The sequence below is a fragment of the Alphaproteobacteria bacterium genome (genome assembly GCA_023898725.1).
GTDB lineage: Bacteria > Pseudomonadota > Alphaproteobacteria > JAUHZC01 > JAUHZC01.
In genome coordinates this window covers 632,675-654,485 of sequence record CP060236.1, presented here as the reverse complement: position 1 = coordinate 654,485, position 21,811 = coordinate 632,675, and the positions used below count along the sequence as shown (strand labels likewise).

Genomic DNA, 21,811 nt, shown 5'->3' with positions numbered 1-21,811 from the left:
TTTCTTTCTCCTCGATTACTTCGGACGCTTCGCGCCGTATTTTGAGCGACCCTGACGACGATCCTTCACACCCTGGGTATCTAGAGACCCACGGACAATATGATAGCGCACACCAGGCAAGTCAGGCACACGACCACCACGCACCAACACAACTGAGTGCTCTTGGAGGTTATGACCCTCACCCGGAATATAACTCGTGACCTCCATACCCGTTGTAAGGCGAGTACGCGCAATCTTACGAAGCGCGGAGTTCGGTTTCTTTGGTTTTACGGTTCCCACACGCGTACATACGCCGCGCCTCTGTGGGCAATCCTTTAGGGCCGGTGACTTATCACGAAGCTCTTGTGTTTTACGCGGCTTGCGAATCAGCTGATTAATTGTGGGCATAAAACCCCTTCCTTCTAATCAATTATATCTCGTGTCCTGACAGATAATGGAATTTGCCCAATTTCGCAATAGCAAAAAGAAAAAAAACACTAATTTTCCAATTATTTCCAGTTCTCTTCTATGAGAAATGCAAAAAAGGGTGGCGCAGAACCCCACCCTTCACAAAATTCCACAAGATTTTCTACTTAGTTTTCCGGTAAGCTCTCAGGATGAGGCTTAGGACCAAGAGAGGCATGAACACGATTCATAGCTGCTCCCGTTCCAGCTGGAATCAGGCGACCCACAATGATGTTTTCCTTCAATCCCTCAAGCGTGTCTATTTTTCCAGCAACAGCTGCTTCTGTGAGAACACGTGTCGTTTCTTGGAAAGAGGCCGCAGACAAAAAGGATTTTGTATGCAATGAGGCTTTTGTAATTCCCTGGAGAACCGGGAATGTTTGAGCCAATCGTAATCCCTCTGCATCCGCTTTTGCATTGATCTGTGCAAGTGTTTCTTTATCAATCTGTTCACCGATAAGGAGGGTGGTATCTCCTGGATCGGAAACCTCGACCTTTTGAAGCATTTGACGAACGATAACCTCAATATGCTTGTCATTGATCCGAACCCCCTGCAGTCTATAAACTTCCTGCACCTCATCGGTCAAATAGGCAACCAAAGCTTCGGAACCGAGAACACGTAGAATATCATGCGGAACAACACTACCGTCTACAATCACATCTCCGCGACGTACTTCATCACCATCCATAACAACGATGTGCTTGCCACGTGGCACAAAGTGCTCAACTGGCTCACCCTCTTCACCCATCGGCCGAATAATAATCCGACGTTTTGCCTTATAATCCTTCGCAAATTCAACTCGTCCATCAATCTCACTAATAATTGCGTGATCTTTTGGCTTGCGGGCCTCAAATAACTCAACAACACGCGGTAGACCTCCGGTAATATCACGTGTTTTTGTGGACTCTCGTGGAATACGAGCAATGGTTTCTCCACGGGACACCTGTGAACCAGACTCAACTGTTAGGACTGCATCAACAGGAATAAAATAGCGAGCCTCAGATCCATTAGGGAGCTTCAGCTGTTTGTCTTTTGAGTCGCGCAGAATAATGCGCGGCTTCAAATCGCCACCACGTGCATGCTGACGCCAATCGGTAATTACCCGACTGGACATGCCTGTACTTTCATCCAAAACCTCACGCATAGAGATACCATCCACAACATCCACATGATGGGCTACACCATCAGCCTCCGCAATAATAGGCATTGTATAGGGATCCCATTCAGCTATTTTTTGCCCTTTTTGAACAGTGGCATCTTCCTTCACAAGAATGCGTGCACCATAAGGAACCCGATGGCGTGCCTTTTCTGAGTTATTTTTGTCAAGAATAACAAGCTCACAATAACGACCCATCACAACATCTGTCCCATCCGGCGTAGACACAAGGTTCTTATTTGCAAAAGTCAAAACGCCCTCCACCGAAGATTCAATACTTGAACGTTCTGTGTCACGTTGAGCCGCACCCCCAATATGGAATGTGCGCATCGTCAATTGAGTCCCCGGCTCGCCAATTGACTGAGCCGCAATAACTCCTACAGCCTCACCCATATTCACCGGTGTTCCTCGTGCAAGGTCGCGACCATAGCACTTACCACACACCCCAAGTTTTGCCTCACAAGTCAATACAGAGCGCACCTTAATTTTCTCAACACCAGCCGCTTCAATGGCAGATACATGAGACTCTTCAATAATCTCATTGGCAGGGGCAAGAATGTCACCCGTTTGTGGATGCAGAACATCTCCAAGCGGAACACGTCCCAGAATACGCTCGGCAAGCGCAGTAATAACCTCACTACCATCCATCACCGCAGCAACCTCAAGACCACGCGTTGTACCACAATCTTCTTCATGAATAATCACATCTTGCGCAACATCCACAAGACGACGCGTTAAATATCCAGAGTTAGCCGTTTTAAGCGCTGTGTCAGCAAGACCCTTACGCGCTCCATACGTTGACGTAAAGTATTCCAGGACTGTCAACCCTTCCTTAAAGTTTGACGTAATGGGCGTTTCAATAATTTCGCCGGTAGACTTAGCCATAAGACCACGCATGCCCGCAAGCTGTTTCATTTGGTTTGCCGAACCACGCGCACCAGAATGAGCCATCATGTAAACAGAATTCAATGGCTTTCCAGGCTCAATGCGAGACAAACGCTTCATTAAGGCATCACTGATCTTATTTGTGCAACTGGTCCAGGCATCAACAACCTTATTATATTTCTCGCCTTGCGTAATAAGACCATCAAGGAACTGTTGTTCGTATTCGTTCGTGCGCGCACGCGTCTCGTCAACAAGTTCTTTTTTCTCCTCTGGAACAATGAGATCATCCTTACCAAAAGAAACACCTGACAGCGTTGCATACTTAAATCCAAGGGCCATAATATGATCAGCAAAGATCACAGCATCTTTTTGACCGCAGTGACGGTAAACTTCATCAAGAATTGCTGAAATTTCTTTTGATGTTAGCTCACGATCCACAAGACTGTACCCCAACTTGGCGTGCTTAGGCAAGGAATCTGCCAGAATCATACGACCAGGTGTCGTGTGGATAATTGTTGTTTGAAGCGCACCAAACTCATCCACAAACTCATAGCGAGCCTTGACTCTTGCGTGGAGCGAAACAATTTTCTCGCTCAGCGCATATTCAATTTCACTAAGGGTTGAGAAAACCATTCCCTCCCCTTTTTCTGCCTCACGAGAAAGAGACAGGTAGTAAATACCAAGAACCATATCTTTTGTAGGATTAATAATTGGGCGCCCATTTGCAGGATGCAAAATATTATTCGTTGACATTGAAAGAACCCGAGATTCTAACTGTGCCTCAACCGAAAGCGGGACATGAACAGCCATTTGATCGCCATCAAAGTCCGCATTAAAGGCTGTACAGACCAAAGGATGTAACTGAATTGCTTTTCCTTCAACAAGCTTTGGTTCAAAAGCCTGAATCCCCAAGCGATGCAGGGTTGGTGCGCGGTTCAGAAGAACGGGGTGTTCGCGAATAACTTCCTCGAGAATATCCCAAACCTCAGGACGTTCACGCTCAACCATTCGTTTTGCCGCCTTGATAGTTGCGGCCAACCCATATTTTTCAAGCCGCGAAAAAACAAATGGTTTAAAAAGCTCCAAGGCCATTTTTTTCGGCAACCCGCACTGGTGAAGCTTAAGTTCAGGGCCCACGGTAATAACAGAACGACCCGAGTAATCGACACGCTTTCCGAGAAGGTTCTGCCGGAAACGTCCCTGTTTACCCTTTAGCATGTCCGAAAGAGACTTCAGTGGACGCTTATTTGTTCCTGCCATTGGACGCCCTCGACGGCCGTTGTCAAAAAGCGCATCTACCGCTTCTTGTAACATGCGCTTCTCATTGCGTACAATAATGTCTGGTGCGCGCAACTCAAGAAGACGCTTAAGACGATTGTTACGATTAATAACCCTGCGATACAGATCGTTTAGATCAGAGGTAGCAAAGCGCCCCCCATCAAGAGGAACGAGCGGACGCAAGTCCGGAGGAATCACAGGCACCACGTCCATAATCATCCACTCTGGTTTTGTGCCGGACTCGATAAAGGCCTCCACAAGCTGCAACCGCTTCACAATTTTTTTGCGCCGCATCTCAGAATTGCTTGTTTTAAGCTCTTCGCGCAATAATTCTTGCTCTTTCTTTAGGCTGATGTTGCTTAAAAGTTCCTTCAGTGCCTCGGCACCAATTCCCGCCTTAAATGTATCTTCACCAAATTGATCCTGAGCATCCCAATATTCTTGTTCTGTCAAAAGTTGCCGAGGACTCAAAGAAGTCATTCCCGGATCAATGACGACAAAACTCTCAAAATATAAAATTTTCTCTAGATCTTTAAGCGTAAACTCAAGCGCTAAAGCCAAGCGACTTGGGAGTGACTTGGTAAACCAAATATGAGCAACAGGACTGGCAAGTTCAATATGCCCCATACGCTCACGCCGAACCTTTGAAAGCGTAACCTCAACACCGCACTTTTCACAGATGACGCCCCGGTACTTCATGCGCTTGTACTTACCACACAAACACTCATAATCTTTTACAGGGCCAAATATGCGTGCACAGAAAAGACCTTCCTTTTCAGGCTTAAAGGTCCTGTAGTTGATGGTTTCTGGTTTTTTTACCTCACCATATGACCATGACCGAATTTGTTCCGGACTTGCAACCGTAATCCGCAAGCTTTCAATACTTTGCGGCGTTTGAGAGTCTGTTTTTAGTAAGCGTGCTATTTGAGTAGACAAGGTTTTACTCCCGTTCCTAGATTAGTTATGCGGCCTGTTTACCAAGCTCGATGTTCAAACAGAGTGATCTTAGCTCTTGGACCAGAACGTTAAATGATTCCGGAACCCCCGCCTCAAATGTTGTATCCCCTCGAACAATAGATTCGTAGACTTTTGTACGCCCAGATACATCGTCAGATTTAACGGTTAGCATTTCTTGAAGAGTATAAGCAGCCCCATACGCTTCGAGTGCCCAGACCTCCATTTCACCAAATCTTTGGCCACCAAATTGAGCCTTACCACCCAGTGGTTGTTGCGTCACAAGACTATAGCGCCCAATTGAACGTGCATGAATTTTGTCATCAACCAAATGGTGAAGTTTCAAAATATACATATAACCAACAGTAACCGAGCGATCAAAAGCCTCACCTGTCCGGCCGTCATAGAGTGTAACTTGACCAGAAACATCTAGACCTGCCCGCTCTAGCTCATCCACAATGTCGCCTTCATGCGCACCATCAAAAACAGGCGTAGCCATGGGAACACCATGCGAAAGACGCGCACTCATCCTCAGAATTTCGTCATCCGAGCGCGCATCAATCTCTTTGGCATCTTTTGTATTGTGATAAATTGCTTTAAGCCCCTGGCGCAGATCTTCTGTTTTGCCTGTACCGTCTTTTTCCACCTTATCCAATAACGCGCGAACCTGATGACCAAGTCCCGCAGAGGCCCAACCAAGGTGAGTCTCGAGAATTTGCCCAACGTTCATCCGCGAGGGAAGACCAAGAGGATTCAAGATCATATCAACAGGAGTGCCATCTTCAAGATAAGGCATATCTTCAATAGGAGCCACGAAAGAAACAACACCCTTGTTACCATGACGGCCGGCCATTTTATCACCCGGCTGCAGCTTGCGCTTTACAGCAATAAAGACCTTGACCATCTTCAAAACTCCCGGGGCTAATTCATCCCCCCGACGGAGTTTTTCAATTTTATGATCATAGCGCTCCATTAACGCGTCTATTGTTTCGAGATGTTTTTTCTTAATCGCATCAAGCGTCAAAACAACCGCCTCATCAGAAACTGTAATATTTTTCCACTCAAGCTTCCCAAGCGTCTCAAGAGCATTTTCTGTAATCTCGGTGCCTTTTTTCATATCTTTATGTGTTTTGGCCACAACATTCCCGAGAAGAACCTCTCGCAGATTCGCGTAAAAAGCACGCTCAAGAATCTTTCGCTCATCCTCACGGTCGTTCACCATCCGAGAGATCTCCGCCTGCTCAATGGCTAATGCGCGCTCATCTTTCTCAACACCTCGGCGTGAAAAAACCCGCACATCAACAACCGTCCCCGTTATTCCCGGCGGCACACGCATTGAACTATCCCGAACGTCTGATGCTTTCTCGCCAAAAATCGCACGAAGCAGTTTTTCTTCCGGTGTTACAGGCGCCTCACCCTTAGGGGTCACCTTACCTACTAAAATATCTCCTGGCTCCACTTCTGCACCAATAGACACAATTCCAGTTTCATCCAAATGGCGCAGCGCTTCATCACCCACATTAGGAATATCACGGGTGATCTCCTCATGTCCTAACTTGGTATCGCGAGCCATTATTTCAAATTCATCCAAATGGATCGAAGTGAAAACGTCATCACGAGCGATCCGCTCAGAGATAATGATAGAGTCTTCAAAGTTATAGCCGTTCCAGGACAAAAATCCGACCAAAACATTCCGGCCCAGTGCTAATTCTCCCTCATCTGTCGAAGGACCATCAACAATGACATCGCCTTTGGTAACCATATCACCCACACACACAATGGGGCGCTGGTTTAAGCAGGTACTGTGGTTCGTTCGTTGGTATTTTTTCAGATTATAAATATCCACTCCTGGCGTTCCATCATTATCAGAAACATCAACGCGAACCACGATGCGGTTTGCATCAACTTGATCCACAACTCCAGAGTGACGCGCACGAATCACGACCCCAGAGTCCTGGGCTACCACTTTTTCCATGCCTGTGCCAACGAGTGGCGCCTCAGAGACAATAAGTGGAACAGCCTGACGCTGCATATTTGCCCCCATAAGAGCCCGGTTACCATCATCATTTTCCAAGAACGGAACTAATGCTGCAGCTACCGAAACAACCTGTTTTGGTGACACATCGATATAATCAACATCTCCTGGGGGGGCAATAATAAAGTCACCCGCCTTGCGACAATTCACGAACTCTTGCTCAAAGGTCCCATTGTCATTCACAGGCGCATTTGCCTGGGCAATGGTGCAACGCCACTCCTCCATCGCAGACAAGTACAAAACATCTGATGTTACTTTGCCATCAACTACTTTACGGTATGGAGTTTCAATAAACCCATATTTATTCACACGCGCATAGGATGCCAAGGAGTTAATTAAACCAATGTTTTGACCCTCGGGTGTTTCAATCGGGCATATTCGGCCATAATGCGTGGGATGGACATCGCGCACCTCAAACGTTGCACGATCTCGAGACAATCCACCGGGGCCCAACGCAGATAAGCGGCGCTTATGGGTAACTTCTGAAAGAGGATTTGTTTGATCCATGAACTGAGAAAGCTGTGAAGATCCAAAAAATTCACGCAGCGATGCCGCTGCTGGTTTTGCGTTGATCAAGTCATGGGGCATGGCGGTTTCAATATCCACGGAACCCATGCGCTCACGAATGGTGCGCTCCATGCGCAAGAGACCCAAACGGTAGTGATTTTCCAGCAACTCACCCACCGAGCGCACACGGCGATTCGCTAGGTTATCAATATCATCGATATCCCCACGGCCATCCTTAAGCTCAAGGAGGATTTTAATCATACGAATAATATCGTCGCGCGAAAGAACACGGTGATCGTCAGGCAGAGAAAGACCCAACCGCGAGTTCATTTTTACACGACCAACAGCAGAGAGATCATACTTATCCTTATCAAAGAAAAGTCCATAGAAAAGAGCCTCTGAACCCTCAAGGGTGGGAGGCTCGCCAGGGCGCAAAACACGATAGATATCTGCAAGCGCTTCGGCACGGGACATGTTTTTATCAATCGCCAGCGTATTGCGCAAATAAGGCCCTACATGGACGAAATCAATATTCAAAATCTCAAAGGAGGTGACGTTGTGAGCGTCCAACGACGCCAAAAGGGTATCCGTGATTTCATCCCCCGCCTCAGCAATGACCTCACCTGTGGATTTATTGGTAAGAGTCCGCGCCACAAATCGACCCATCAAGGATTCTGATGAAACAAGAATGTTTGTTACTTTTTGTTCCGCCAATTTCTTAAGAATGCGAGGGGTCAAGCGTGTCCCTTTTTCAACAAGAACACTGCCAGATGTTGCATCGACCAAATCGTCCGTTAACTTTTGTGAACGCCAAGCCTCTGCATCAAAGGGAATACTCCAACTTTTATTTTTTTGAGTCACCTGCTGTGGAGCGTAGAAAGTATTTAATATATCCTCACGAGACATGCCCGCAACCTCGAAATCCAGAGAGGCACTCGGAAAAGCATCGAGAACACCAGCCTTCAAACGCTTATTTGCCGTATCAGCATTATCCAAACACATGAGTAAGGTCGTTACAGGGACCTTGCGTTTTCTATCAATGCGAACATACAGAATATCTTTGGCATCAAACTCAAGATCCAACCAAGAACCACGATAAGGAATCACGCGAGCCGAGAACAGGTATTTCCCCGAAGCGTGCGTTTTGCCAAAATCATGATCAAAAAACACACCCGGGGAGCGATGCATTTGCGAAACAATAACACGCTCAACACCATTGACAATAAAAGTACCATGATCAGTCATCATAGGCATATCGCCCATGTAGATAGTCTGTTCTTTTATGTCTCGTATAGAACGAGCACCTGTATCTTCATCAATATCCCAAACAACAAGACGGAACGTTGCACGCAAAGGAGTCGCGTACGTCAAACCACGATAGCGACATTCATCTTCATCATACTCAGGAGAGCCCATCTCATAGGAGAGAAATTCAAGATGCGCACGCCCAGAATAGCCCACAATAGGAAAAACTGAATGAAAAACTTCCTGAATTCCACACAAACCCCTATCAGCAGGAGCCGTGCTCATTTGCAAAAAATCAGCAAATGATGATTTCTGAAGACCAATAAGGTCAGGAACCTCAGCCACAGCTTCGATGGAAGCATAGGACTTACGTAAACGATGACGCGATGTAAATGAATTAGCCATAAGCTGCGAACCCTTCTAAGTACGGTAAATGCCTGCAAATGCGCAAAATGGAGCACTACACCTGTAGCACTCCATAAGATTAAGACTCAGACAGGTTACTTGAGAGCAACCTTTGCCCCAGCTTCCTCAAGTTTCTTCTTTAGCTCCTCAGCTTCGGCCTTAGCAACACCCTCTTTAATTGTCTTAGGAGCACCATCCACAAGCGCCTTAGCTTCTGTTAAGCCAAGCCCCGTAATGGCACGCACCTCTTTAATAACATTAATCTTCTTCTCACCGGCCGCCTCAAGAATAACATCGAAATCAGTCTTTTCTTCTACAACAGCGACAGGAGCAGCAGCCGCTGCAGCAACAGGAGCAGCCGCAGAAACACCCCATTTTTCTTCGAGCATCTTAGAAAGCTCCGCTGCCTGCAGAACACTCAACGCAGACAAATCATTTACAATTTTATTTAAATCAACAGACATTTAGTATACTCCTTATAAGTTTTCTTTATTTATTCGCTTCTGCGTATGCAGAAATTAGTCGCGCCGTCATAGCAGCTGGTTCGGAGGCAAGACGGGCAATGCGTGTCGCTGGAGTGCTGATTAATGCAATAAGCATACCACGCAATTGGTCCAATGACGGCAACTTGGAAAGAGCAACAACCTCATCCCGGGAAAGAAGGACCCCCCCCATAACACCGGCAATCACCTCGATTTTTTCATTAGCCTGAGAGAAATCAACGATTGCTTTTGCAGCAGCAACCGGATCTGTGGCAAACGTTACAGCCGTGGGGCCACTAAATACACCCAGAAGCGCCTCAAAGGCTGTACCCTCAAGGGCACGGCGAACAAGTGTGTTCTTAGCCACACGATAGTTTGCCCCGACACTACGGATACGCTGACGCAAAACCGTTGCTTGAGCAACAGAAAGGCCAGATTGCTTTGTAACAAAAACAGCCTCTACTGAGTGGAACTGATGTGATAAATCACTAACAAAAACTTCTTTTTCTTGGCGTTGCACTTCAAACTCCTTAATAAATAATACGGACGCACGTAGGAGAAGACTGCTTATCTACGCGGGCGGAACATCATTAAACTTAACGTACCAGCGGTCTCAGACAAACGAACGCATGAGCCTTATACACTCATTATTTCACTTCAGCAAGCAAAACCTTTACAGATCCACCCATGGTTGAAGAAAGATGAACTGACTTTAAGAAAGAACCCTTCACCCCTGCTGGTTTGGCCTTAACAACCGCAGACGCAAAGGCCTTAATGTTCTCAATAAGAGACTCAACAGAAAAGCTTTTCTTGCCCACACCAGCGTGAACAATACCCGACTTATCGGCACGGAACTCAGCCTGACCCTTCTTTGCCAAAGAAACAGCAGCAGCAACATCTTGCGTCACAGTCCCTAACTTAGGCGTGGGCATAAGCCCCTTAGGACCCAGAACCTTAGCAACCTGTCCAACCATTCCCATCATATCTGGCGTTGCAACACATAGATCAAAGTTGATCTTTCCCTCTTTGATCATTTTCACGAGATCATCAGAACCCACGATATCAGCCCCAGCCGCTTTGGCTTCTTTCGCTTTTTCATCTTGTGCAAAAACAGCCACACGAACCGTTCTCCCCGTTCCATTCGGAAGAGAAACCATTCCACGAATGGTTTGATCAGATTTTCGTGTGTCCAAACTCAAACCCATGGCAATTTCAATACTTTCATCAAACTTTGCAGAGGCAGAATCCTTTATTGATACAACAGCATCTCTGAGAGAAACCTCAGAGTGCGGCAATTTTTCACGAATGCTTTTGATGCGTTTTCCCATAGTCATTACTCCACTACCTCGATACCCATTGAGCGCGCCGATCCAGCGACCATCTGAGAGGCTGCCTCAACATCTGTCGCATTCATATCTTCCATCTTGTCTGCGGCAATTTTACGAATATCATCCATCGTTAACTTACCAACAAGGGCACTACCAGGTGTTTTACTCCCTGCCTTTAGGTTGGCCGCTTTTTTGAGATAGAAACTCACAGGAGGTTTGCGCATAATAAAAGTAAACGTGCGATCCGCATAGGCCGTAATCACAACAGGAACAGGGGTTCCCGGCTCAAAATCATTTTGCGTTTTTGCGTTAAAGGCCTTGCAAAACTCCATAATATTAAGACCCATCGGACCCAGAGCCGTGCCAACAGGCGGTGCGGGGTTTGCCTTCCCAGCAGGGATTTGGAGCTTTATAATTCCAATTTCTTTTTTAGCCATAACGTACCTAGTTCCTTAGAATAATGAAGAAAACAATGCTTTATAACGCCTCTTTTACCGAATCACACAAATTATGCAAGCATTATTATAAAAAATATCAAAGTTTCTTTACCTGAGAAAACTCAAGATCAACAGGCGTTGGACGCCCAAAAATCGACACAGACACCTTGAGACGCAACCGCGCTTGATCAATTTCCTCCACAATACCATTGAAGGAGGAAAAAGGACCATCACAAACCTGAACTTCTTGCCCAATTTCAAAATCATCGACCGAGTGAACACTTGCGACGCCCTCTTCCAGCTGATTCATAATGCGATCAACTTCTTTTTGACTCACAGGGGCAGGCTTTCCTTGCGCACCCAAAAAACCTGTCACCTTGGGAATATTGCGCACCATGTGCCACGCATCATCGTCGAGTTCCATGTTAACAAGCACATAGCCAGGGAAAAATTGACGCTCGGCGTTCACTTTCTCGCCACGCTTTACCTCTATGACGCTCTGGGTTGGAACTAACACCTCTTTAATAAATCCGTCCAAACCCTTGCGAAGAGCTTGCTCTTTAATCATCTCAGCTACTTTTTTCTCAAAACTAGAATAAACATGCACGACGTACCAACGAGCAGCCATATTAACCCCCAAACCCTAGAACTTTACCAATAACAAACATGAGGGTATTGTCCACAAGAGCAAAGTACAGAGCAGAAATAACAGCCATAACACAAACCATTATAATAGAAACACTTGTTTCTTTTTGAGTTGGCCAGGTAATCTTCGCCATTTCTTGACGAACTTGGCGAACAAAGTGCGCAGGAGTTAATTTCGACATATATTCCTCGTTATCAGGTTGGCAGGAGTGGAGGGGATCGAACCCCCAACCTTCGGTTTTGGAGACCGACGCTCTACCAGTTGAGCTACACTCCTATAACACACAATGGGGGCATGAGCAAACACCCTACCCCCTTATGATCATTACGTATAAATTCCTTATTTAATAATCTTAGCGACGACACCGGCTCCGACCGTACGCCCACCCTCACGGATAGCAAAACGCAGACCCTCTTCCATCGCAATAGGGGCTATTAACTCAACAACCACTTTCACGTTATCGCCAGGCATAACCATCTCAACGCCATCCGGTAACTCAACCGTACCCGTCACATCCGTCGTACGGAAGTAAAACTGTGGCCGATAGTTCTTAAAAAATGGCGTATGACGACCACCCTCTTCCTTCGTCAGAATATATACCTCTCCCTCAAACTTCGTATGAGGGGTAATCGAACCAGGCTTCGCCAAAACCTGACCACGCTCCACATCCTCACGCTTCGTACCGCGCAACAACAATCCAACATTATCACCAGCTTCACCCTGATCCAACAGCTTGCGAAACATCTCAACACCCGTCACAACTGTCTTCGTCGTATCACGAACACCAACAATCGATACTTCCTCACCAACCTTCACAACACCACTCTCAATACGTCCCGTCACAACCGTACCACGACCAGAAATCGAAAACACATCTTCAACAGGCATCAAAAACGGCTTGTCTACCGCACGCTCAGGCTGAGGTATATAACGATCAACCTCACTCATCAGTGACTTAATCGCCTCAGAACCACGCTCCGCATCACGATTCTCAAGCGCACACAACGCAGAACCCTTCACCACAGGAATATCATCACCAGGAAAATCATAGCTCGATAACAGCTCACGGATCTCAAGCTCAACCAACTCCAACAACTCAGGATCATCAACCTGATCAACCTTGTTCATAAAAACAACAATCGCTGGAACACCAACCTGACGCGCCAACAAAATATGCTCCCGGGTCTGAGGCATCGGACCATCAGCAGCAGAAACAACCAAAATAGCTCCATCCATCTGAGCCGCACCGGTAATCATATTCTTCACATAGTCCGCATGACCAGGACAGTCCACATGCGCATAATGACGATTGCCTGTCTCATACTCTACGTGGGCCGTCGAAATCGTAATACCACGCGCACGCTCCTCAGGAGCTCCATCAATCTGATCATACGCCTTAAACACCGCTCCACCAGACTCAGACAACACCTTCGTAATCGCTGCGGTCAACGTCGTCTTACCGTGATCCACGTGACCAATCGTTCCTATATTACAATGCGGCTTATCCCGCAAAAACTTCTCTTTCGACATGTTTTTTTCACACCCTTTATAGAATTACTTAATATACTCATAACACAAAAATAACCGTGGGGAATGGTATTGATGGAGCGGGTGATGGGAATCGGACCCACGTAGCCAGCTTGGAAGGCTGGAGCTTTACCACTAAGCTACACCCGCACAACATTTCCCAGGGTGGTGGAGGGAGTAGGATTTGAACCTACGTAGACATACGTCGACAGATTTACAGTCTGTTGCCTTTGACCGCTCGGCCATCCCTCCAGATACCCATTACGTCTTTACACCAAAACTTTCAGGATCTCAAGGCGTAATACCAAAAAACATTTCCACGCAAAAAAGAGTATGCAAAAAATGCCTGCGAGGGAATCACACAGGCACCTCGTACGTAAAAACTGCTGAGGTTATCAAAAAAGGGTGTGAACATTACTGTGAGATTAAGCTAATCTTAGGAAATAAAAATCCCTCATTAAGGGCCATTTCCATTCTCTCGATTCCTCAGCGCATGCTCAAGATCCGGCCTATTGGCATAAACATCACACCGTGCTTTCCCAAGGTTATCTTTATAGGTATGGATATTGATACTACCGCCGATTGTTGCAGGATCAATGTTCTCTACAGGGCGCCCTTGAAATAAACATGAGGCAGAAACTCTAATGTTTTCCTCTCGAAAATCGCCAACACGGCCGGAGAAACGCTCCACGAGCGTAAGTGTTAATCGCCGCGTGCTATTTTTTAGAACATCAGGCACATCCTGTTCGCCCGTGTATCGATCAACCCGCCGCGCATCCAAGCGCGGTACGGTGGCAACGATACGACTCATATGGCCAGAGCTTCCCTCTCGTTGCATACCAGAGCCTTGCTGTTGGTGTGCAATAACAACTCCGTCGTGGCTGGGATCAAAAGAGCCATCGGTGTTTTTAATAAAGAACCTGAAGTTTTCAATCGCGCCCCCCGTCGATGGCTCAAAAGTTCTTGATGTTCTATCCGTCACCGGATCGCTCGATTGATCCGACTGAAAGGACATGAGGGAACGACGCATACTTTCTAACTCTGACATCATGCGATCAACATTACGAACGAGGTCATACACTCTGCTGTTTTCCTGTCGATCAGACTCGCCGGAATAACGCGCAAAGAGCTTTCCCGAACCCACAGTCACGTAAACAAATACAAGAAAAACCATTGAAAAAATATAATATTTAATAAGCTTTTTCATTTAATTAAGAATCTTTTTAATCACCTCATCATACACAATATCTGTTTAAAAACGGTTAAATTATTTATAAATAAGGAGCATTAGAATATAAAAACCATATTTTTCAACAATAGTTATGGCTTCTCTTAGACGCCAACAAGAGGGGATGTAGTCTTATGAACGCACACTTGCTATTGGTGTTTTTCACAAAAACACCAAATTCTTCAACGTTCTGTGAATAATATCTTTCACCAGTAGTCGTAACCGCTTATATTGTTTGAAAAATTGTAGTTTTTCTGACGTGAAGCATTTTATTTATGGCACGCACTCTGTGCAACACGCACTGAGAAACCCTCAACGGACGCTGTACAGACTTCTCACCAGCACTTCAGCAGCAACGATGCTAAATATTGGCGCAGGAATTCCTCATGATATTCTCGAAATGGGAGCAATGAGTCGCATATGTGGCAATGATGCCGTTCATCAAGGAGTGATCCTCTATTGTGACCCCCTTCCCCAACCCAATCTCGGGAATCTTTTGAAACACCTTGCCAAAAACAAAGGCGCGCACACTCTGCTCATCTTAGATAATCTCACCGATCCTCAAAATATTGGCGCCATTGTTCGCACATGTGCCGCCTTCGGCGTCAAGGGAATTATATGCCATGACCGTCAAACGCCTGCCACAGAAACACCAAGTCTTGTAAAAGCAGCCTGCGGAGCCCTTGAGTACGTCCCTATCACCCGCGTCGGCAACATTGCAGCCACGCAAGAAACATTGAAGGAAAACGGCTATTGGTGTTTGGGCTTAAGTGAGCATGCACAAACAACACTGGATAAAGTCCCAACATACGAGAAGCTCGCAGTGGTGATGGGATCAGAAGGGAAGGGAATTCGCCCCCAAGTTCTCAAAAATTGTGATATCACAGCTCGTATAGCAACCAATCCCAATTTTCCCACACTCAATGTATCCGTTGCAACGGCTGTTACACTTTCCACACTTACTTTAGGGCACAAATAACCATGGATCTCCTTGCACACCCCCCTCTATATTACATACTTGCATATTTTATTGGAGCGATCCCGTTTGGTTATATCTTTACAAAAGTCCTCACGCACAAAGATATTCGCCGATTTGGGTCCGGAAGCGTTGGAGCAACCAATGCCTTGCGATCAGGGAGCACACTTGCCGGCATTGCAACACTCGCCTGTGACACGGCAAAAGCATACGGGTGCCTTGCTTTTCTTAAGCATATCGGGGCCAATGTCCATGAAATAGGTTTCTCAGGGATTATCCTGATCATTGGGCACTGCTGGCCACTCTGGTTAGGATTTAAGGGGGGCAAAGGTATTGCGGTTTTCTTGGGGATAATTTTTACACATGATTACTTTCCCTATGCGATGACACTTCTGGGGGTTATTCCCGCCCTCATTATTATTAAAGCCACACGCCTGTCGTCACTCGGGACATTAACAGGGATATCTTTGAGCCTTGGGTACGGGCTTTACGCCCAACACATTGCATTTCTCTATGGAGGCATCATGTATGCCCTGATTATATGGCAACATCGTGGAAACATTCAACGCCTTGTTTACGCAGAAGAGGGGCGTATTTAACCGTGACATCCTACACAAACATTTCTGGCCACGCCCCCCATGACCCCATGAACAGTAGGTATTGGTACGCTCTTGCCCGCTGTAAGGGAATGAAAGCGCCCTTGTTGCGTGCCTATCACAAAGAAAAAAGATCGCCCATATCCTTGGCGCGAGAGGCACCCTGGTCTCATCAAATAGACGCGTTTCTTGAAGAGCATGATTATCTATATCCACACACGCTATCAATAGAAAAAATAGAACAAGTCCCCCAAAATACGGGTTATATTCTTGCGTGTGATACGCACTACCCTGATTGTCTTTTTCAGCTGGACGACGCTCCATCAGTACTGTGGTATCGTGGAAAAAACACCCTTTTATCAGTACCACAAATTGGGGTGGTCGGCGCGCGTAATGCGTCTCTCAATACACAAAAGTTTGTCCAGAAAATTGTCCGGGAATTGGGGGCCCATGGATATATTATTACGTCAGGTTTTGCAAAGGGCATTGATACCTGTGCGCATGAAGCAAGCCTTTCAACTGGCACAATTGCGGTTCTTGGGTGCGGAACTGATGTCATCTACCCCCAGGAGAATAGGGCACTTTTTGATACGTTAGAAAAATTGAATGGGCTCATTATTAGTGAGTTCCCCCCTGGGACTCCTCCTCGTGCCCAAAACTTTCCGCGCCGGAACCGTATAATTGCCGCGTTGTCTCAATCTATTCTCGTCGCTGAAGCGGGTGCAAGGTCAGGATCCCTTATAACAGCCCGCCTCGGAAACGAACTCGGGAAAGATATCTACGTCATTCCTGGTTTCCCCGAAGATCCTCGCTTTATCGGAAGCATTGAGTTGCTCAAGCAAGGAGCTATCCCCCTTAGCACCGCAACGGATATTATAGAAAACTGTTTTGCCAAAACACCTATTTTTCATCAACGGGCACAAAAAACCCAATCACCCTCATTTTTTCCTGACTCATCAATTCTTGAAGGATACACAGCGGCTCACCAGCAAGTGTTAGAACTCCTCAGTTTCAGCCCAACACCCATTGACGACCTTGCCGTAAAATGCAAAACATCAATGGATACTCTGTGTCAGCTGATCGCAGAGCTTGAACTTGAAGGAAAGATCGCACGCACCCACGATCAATCACTTGTCTTGACTTACTAGTATAGTGGAGGTTTCCCAGCCCTATGGCAAAAATTGTTATTGTTGAATCGCCCGCTAAGGCGCGTACCATCCAAAAATATCTCGGCAACACCTATGAGGTCATTGCCTCTATGGGACACATTCGTGATCTTCCCTCCAAGGATGGCTCCGTCAACCCTGATGCAAATTTTGCTATGGTGTGGGAAAGTGACCCTCGGGCCAAAAAACAAATTACTGCTATTGCAAAGCTTGTTAAAGAGGGAAGTAGCCTTATTCTAGCAACCGATCCAGACCGCGAAGGAGAGGCAATTTCTTGGCACATTGTTGAAGCTCTGCGTGAAAAAAAAGTACTCAAGGATCAACCAATTACACGGGTTGTTTTTCACGAAATCACCAAACGAGCTGTCACCGAAGCCATTGCTAAGGGCCGTGAAGTTGACCAGAATTTGGTTGATGCTTATCTTGCGCGTCGCTCTCTTGATTACCTTGTCGGTTTTTCCCTGTCTCCCATCTTATGGCGAAAACTCCCTGGAAGCCGTTCAGCAGGGCGAGTCCAGTCTGTAGCACTGCGCCTCATTACAGAACGTGAAACAGAAATAGAAGGCTTCAACGCCCAAGAGTATTGGCATGTTGAGGGACAATTTCTTGTTGGTACCCACAAACCATTTGTCGCAAAACTAGTATCCTACAAAGGTGAAAAGCTTGATAAATTTTCCTTGATCAAGGAGACGCAAACGCAAGATGTGGTCGCAACCCTCAAAGATCTCACCTATGCTATCTCCTCTGTTGAGACAAAACAAACGCAACGCAAGCCTGCTGCACCTTTCACAACCTCCACGTTGCAACAAGAGGCAGCACGAAAACTAGGGTTTGGTGCCCGCAAAACCATGCGTATTGCCCAGCAACTGTATGAAGGAATTAACATAGGTGCTGAAAGTATCGGTTTAATTACTTACATGCGTACAGACGGTGTAACAGTTTCCCAAGAAGCTATTGCAGGGGCACGAACACACATTGCAAAAGCATATGGTGGTGATTATCTGCCTGCAGATGCGCGCGTTTATGCGACGAAAACCAAGAATGCTCAAGAAGCCCATGAAGCAATACGTCCGACAGATATCACCCGCACCCCTGATGGGGTCAAAACCTATCTTGATGATGATCAGCTCAAGCTTTATACAATTGTGTGGCAACGCATGGCAGCGTCCCAAATGGCAAACGCTCGCTATGACCAGTTAAGCGTCACCATCAATGATGCATCAAAAGATCATACGTTTCGTGCAACAGGTTCAACGTGTACCTTTGATGGGTTTCAACGTGTGTATCGTGAGGGCAGGGATGAAGCAGATGAGGACGACGAAACAGAAAATCTTCTCCCACCCGTTAAATCCAATGAACGTGCCGATGCGAAGACTGTTACAGGGCATCAGCATTTCACCCAACCTCCTCCCCGCTACTCAGAGGCAAGTCTGGTCAAAAAACTCGAGGAGCTAGGAATCGGACGTCCCTCCACCTACGCCTCGATTATCTCAACCTTACTGGAGCGGAACTATGTGCGCCTAGAGAAAAAGCAATTTATTCCCGAGTCTCGAGGACGCATAGTAACTGCCTTCTTGGAGCATTTTTTCAATAAGTATGTCGCTTATGATTTTACCGCAAACCTTGAAGAAAGCCTTGATGAAATTTCTCGTGGCGAAAAAGCATGGCTCACTGTTTTAGGGGATTTTTGGCAAAATTTCACAGCAAAAATTGCCGATGCAGGGGAACTGCGCACCTCTGAGGTGCTGGATAGGCTGAATGATGACCTTGCACAGTTTCTTTTTGGTGCACAGAAAGATCGCTCCTGTCCCAGTTGTAGCAAGACAGATGGTGGAACTCTGAGCCTTAAACTTGGGAAGTTTGGGGGTTTTATTGGCTGCTCACGCTATCCTGAATGTAAGTTCACACGACAATTTATGGATCAAAGCACTGCGGAAGAGAGCATCACTGAGGGTGATGGGGCAGAATCCAATGAGCCAAAACTCCTTGGTACAGATCCTGTGTCAGGGCTTGAAATAACCCTTCGCAAAGGCCCATACGGGGCCTACCTACAGTGGGGTGAGGCTACAAAACCCAAAGAAAAGCCTAAGCGTGCCACACTGCCGCGCGGTGTTACACCCACCAACCTAACCTTAGAAAAAGCCATTGAAATAGGACAGCTACCGAAAACTCTTGGTAAGGAAGAGGAGTCCGGTGATGATGTTGTTCTTAATATAGGGCGATTTGGTCCCTATGTGAAGGTTGGCAAAATTTTCGCATCTATTCCTTCATCCATGGATATTTTTGAGATATCCTTAGCGGAAGCAATTGACCTTTACACAAAAAAGAAATCCGCTCCTCCCCGAGCGTTCGGACGCAAAGCGAAAAAATGAGCACAGAAATCCCTTTTCCCACATCTGCAGAGATTCTTCATTATATTGAGCAAAATCGGGGAGAGGTCACGCGGCGGGAGTTAGCTCGAGCCTTTAAGATTACCGCCAACAACCGTAACAACTTACGACATATCATTCGTCAGCTATGTGAGGATGGACACCTCCAGATTTTTCGCAATAAACTCTCACGGTTACCACTCCCCAAAATTCTTATTGTTGTCATTAGTGAGATTGATGAGAGAGGTAATATTCTCGCCCGCCCCGATGCCGGACATCTTGCAGGGTTAATTCATATACAAGAAAATGAGAAAACCTATCACCGTATTGGCGATCGCCTCAAGGTGCGTATTGAGGAAAAACTGGAAAGTTATGCCTATACAGCTAAGATCATTGAAACCATCACGAATCAAACAACACGCATTACTGGTGTTTACACTTGTCACCCTCAGGGGGATTTTATCGAACCCACAGAACGTGGGTGGCCACCCAAGATTTCTGTAGATGGCAATGGCCATCACCCAAAATCAGGCGATATTGTGCTTGCAAAAATTTCCCAGAAGCACCGCACCTTCCATGCAACCGTCGAAGAGATTCTTGGTCACTGCACCGATTCTCATATTTTAGGGTTGATTACCCTACACAACTATAAGCTGCCTCTTGCGTTTCATCCCGATGCCCTTAACGAAGCTGAAAAAGGCACTATACCAACGATTGCTGATCGTGTGGACCTTCGGAACATGCCACTTGTAACGGTTGATGGGGCCCATGCCCGGGATTTTGATGATGCTATTTTTGCGGAACCAGATCCAGACAACCCGGACGGATGGCACCTCGTGGTAGCTATTGCAGATGTCAGCTATTATGTACAACCAAACTCTGCGCTTGATCGCGAAGCCCAAAACCGTGGAAACTCTGTCTATTTTCCTGATCGCGTTGTTCCTATGCTTCCAGAAAAACTATCAAATGATTTATGTTCCTTGAAACCACACGAGGATCGTGCATGTCTGGCGGTTCACTTATGGATTGATAAAAATGGCATCCGTAAACGTTATAAATTTGTGCGGGCTCTGATGCGCTCGCACGCACGATTGACGTATCAACAAGTGCAGAACCATCTAGATGGGAGGGAGATTGACGCACCCAAAGGTTTTGATACTGTCCAACTGAATCATCTTCTTGGTGCATACCATGCTTTGCGACGCGCACGCCAACATCGAGGTACGCTAAACGTTGATCTACCTGAAACTGAAATACACGTTGATTCCACAACGGAAGAAACATCTTTTGCGACGGCCGACCGTTACGATAGTCACCGCATTATTGAGGAGTTTATGATCCTTGCAAATGTTGCAGCAGCCCACATGTTGCAGCAACACAAAACACAAGCGATCTATCGCACCCATGAAATTCCAGATCCTTTGAAAATTAAAGAATTGCGTGACACGTTGAAGGCTCTTGGTGTTCCCCTCCCTAAAGGTGAAATTCGCGAGCCTAAACACTTAGATCAAATTCTACAACACGTTTCGGATAGCCCCCTACAGCGCCTCGTGAGTAAATTAGTTTTACGCACGCAAACTCGTGCCATTTACAATCCAGAAAACCAAGGGCATTTTGGGTTGAATTTGCCACAATATGCCCATTTTACATCCCCTATTCGTCGCTATGCTGACTTTGTTGTGCACCGTGCCATTCTGCATGCCATGGGACGTGAGAAACACACACCCTTTAATCGGCCTGAAGTTGAGCGCATTGCGAACCACATCACGCAACGAGAACACCAAGCAGATATGGCAGAACGCTCGTTGCGGGAACGCTATATGATTAATTATCTGAAAGGTCACAGGGGAGGGTCTTTCAAAGGTATTATTGATGGGGTTACCAAATTTGGCCTTTACGTAGAACTTGATGACTATCCTGCTTCCGGATTTGTTCCACGTGAAACATTATTGGGCGATCGATACAGCTATGATCACAAAACCAATCGTATGGTCGGCCAACGAGGAAAACATATCTGGAGCCTTGGAGATATTGTTGTTGTTACCGTCGTTGAAGCAGATCCCCTGCGAAAGAAGCTACTTCTTGCGATAAAAAAGCGCCTCCAATCTGTGGCAGAAATCGCCTTGCATTAATAAATTACGAGAAA

16 protein-coding genes and 3 tRNA genes are annotated in these 21,811 nt (G+C 46.4%); 5 read left to right on the top strand and 14 right to left on the bottom strand.

Features of this window, described 5'->3' with window-relative positions; genetic code table 11:
* Nucleotides 1-15: 15 nt before the first annotated feature.
* The 14 genes from H6849_02930 to H6849_02865 all read right to left on the bottom strand — a co-directional run bounded on the left by H6849_02930 (nucleotide 16) and on the right by H6849_02865 (nucleotide 14,537).
* Entirely contained in the window at nucleotides 16-387 is a 372-nt protein-coding gene (locus tag H6849_02930) for a 30S ribosomal protein S12 (protein ID USO01035.1), read from the bottom strand.
* Nucleotides 388-572: 185 nt separating this feature from the next.
* A complete protein-coding gene (gene rpoC, locus H6849_02925; GenBank protein ID USO01911.1) occupies nucleotides 573-4,688 on the bottom strand; it encodes a DNA-directed RNA polymerase subunit beta' in 4,116 nt (1,371 codons plus the stop codon).
* 37 nt (nucleotides 4,689-4,725) lie between these two features.
* On the bottom strand, nucleotides 4,726-8,910 hold the full coding sequence (rpoB, locus tag H6849_02920; protein ID USO01034.1) for a DNA-directed RNA polymerase subunit beta: 4,185 nt from the start codon (nucleotides 8,908-8,910) through the stop codon (nucleotides 4,726-4,728).
* Nucleotides 8,911-9,005: 95 nt separating this feature from the next.
* Nucleotides 9,006-9,374, bottom strand: coding sequence for a 50S ribosomal protein L7/L12 (gene rplL, locus H6849_02915; protein ID USO01033.1), 369 nt, complete (start codon nucleotides 9,372-9,374; stop codon nucleotides 9,006-9,008).
* A gap of 25 nt (nucleotides 9,375-9,399) precedes the next feature.
* Nucleotides 9,400-9,912, bottom strand: a complete 513-nt coding sequence (rplJ, locus tag H6849_02910; protein ID USO01032.1) for a 50S ribosomal protein L10 — start codon at nucleotides 9,910-9,912, stop codon at nucleotides 9,400-9,402.
* Between the two features lie 127 nt (nucleotides 9,913-10,039).
* The gene (gene rplA, locus H6849_02905) at nucleotides 10,040-10,726 is read right to left on the bottom strand and encodes a 50S ribosomal protein L1 (protein ID USO01031.1); all 687 of its coding nucleotides are present in this window, start codon (nucleotides 10,724-10,726) and stop codon (nucleotides 10,040-10,042) included.
* A complete protein-coding gene (gene rplK, locus H6849_02900) occupies nucleotides 10,726-11,157 on the bottom strand; it encodes a 50S ribosomal protein L11 (GenBank protein USO01030.1) in 432 nt (143 codons plus the stop codon). Before rplK ends, rplA begins: the two co-directional genes overlap by 1 nt.
* Before the next feature lie 97 nt (nucleotides 11,158-11,254).
* Nucleotides 11,255-11,785, bottom strand: a complete 531-nt coding sequence (gene nusG / locus H6849_02895) for a transcription termination/antitermination protein NusG (protein USO01029.1) — start codon at nucleotides 11,783-11,785, stop codon at nucleotides 11,255-11,257.
* Nucleotide 11,786: 1 nt separating this feature from the next.
* Nucleotides 11,787-11,984: a preprotein translocase subunit SecE gene (secE, locus tag H6849_02890; GenBank protein ID USO01028.1), complete on the bottom strand. Its 198-nt coding sequence runs from the start codon at nucleotides 11,982-11,984 to the stop codon at nucleotides 11,787-11,789.
* Nucleotides 11,985-12,003: 19 nt separating this feature from the next.
* Nucleotides 12,004-12,079 (bottom strand) — tRNA-Trp (locus H6849_02885).
* A 63-nt stretch (nucleotides 12,080-12,142) separates the two neighbouring features.
* On the bottom strand, nucleotides 12,143-13,333 hold the full coding sequence (gene tuf, locus H6849_02880; protein USO01027.1) for an elongation factor Tu: 1,191 nt from the start codon (nucleotides 13,331-13,333) through the stop codon (nucleotides 12,143-12,145).
* A 73-nt stretch (nucleotides 13,334-13,406) separates the two neighbouring features.
* Nucleotides 13,407-13,480, bottom strand: a tRNA-Gly gene (locus H6849_02875).
* A 16-nt stretch (nucleotides 13,481-13,496) separates the two neighbouring features.
* Nucleotides 13,497-13,582: transfer RNA gene (locus H6849_02870), tRNA-Tyr, on the bottom strand.
* Between the two features lie 205 nt (nucleotides 13,583-13,787).
* The gene (locus tag H6849_02865; GenBank protein ID USO01026.1) at nucleotides 13,788-14,537 is read right to left on the bottom strand and encodes a hypothetical protein; all 750 of its coding nucleotides are present in this window, start codon (nucleotides 14,535-14,537) and stop codon (nucleotides 13,788-13,790) included.
* A gap of 280 nt (nucleotides 14,538-14,817) precedes the next feature.
* Between H6849_02865 and rlmB the strand changes: the two genes are divergently transcribed.
* Genes rlmB through rnr form a run of 5 tightly spaced genes read left to right on the top strand, consistent with a single transcriptional unit; the run spans nucleotide 14,818 to nucleotide 21,797 of the window.
* Nucleotides 14,818-15,537 carry a 23S rRNA (guanosine(2251)-2'-O)-methyltransferase RlmB gene (gene rlmB / locus H6849_02860; protein ID USO01025.1) on the top strand — a complete coding sequence of 240 codons (720 nt, stop codon included), beginning with the start codon at nucleotides 14,818-14,820 and terminating at the stop codon, nucleotides 15,535-15,537.
* 2 nt (nucleotides 15,538-15,539) lie between these two features.
* The gene (locus H6849_02855) at nucleotides 15,540-16,133 is read left to right on the top strand and encodes a glycerol-3-phosphate acyltransferase (protein ID USO01024.1); all 594 of its coding nucleotides are present in this window, start codon (nucleotides 15,540-15,542) and stop codon (nucleotides 16,131-16,133) included.
* 2 nt (nucleotides 16,134-16,135) lie between these two features.
* Nucleotides 16,136-17,278, top strand: a complete 1,143-nt coding sequence (dprA, locus tag H6849_02850) for a DNA-protecting protein DprA (GenBank protein USO01023.1) — start codon at nucleotides 16,136-16,138, stop codon at nucleotides 17,276-17,278.
* 23 nt (nucleotides 17,279-17,301) lie between these two features.
* Complete coding sequence (gene topA / locus H6849_02845; GenBank protein USO01022.1) at nucleotides 17,302-19,668, top strand: type I DNA topoisomerase; 2,367 nt, start codon at nucleotides 17,302-17,304, stop codon at nucleotides 19,666-19,668.
* Nucleotides 19,665-21,797: a ribonuclease R gene (gene rnr / locus H6849_02840; GenBank protein ID USO01021.1), complete on the top strand. Its 2,133-nt coding sequence runs from the start codon at nucleotides 19,665-19,667 to the stop codon at nucleotides 21,795-21,797. The genes topA and rnr overlap by 4 nt, the downstream gene beginning before the upstream one ends.
* Nucleotides 21,798-21,811 lie beyond the last annotated feature (14 nt).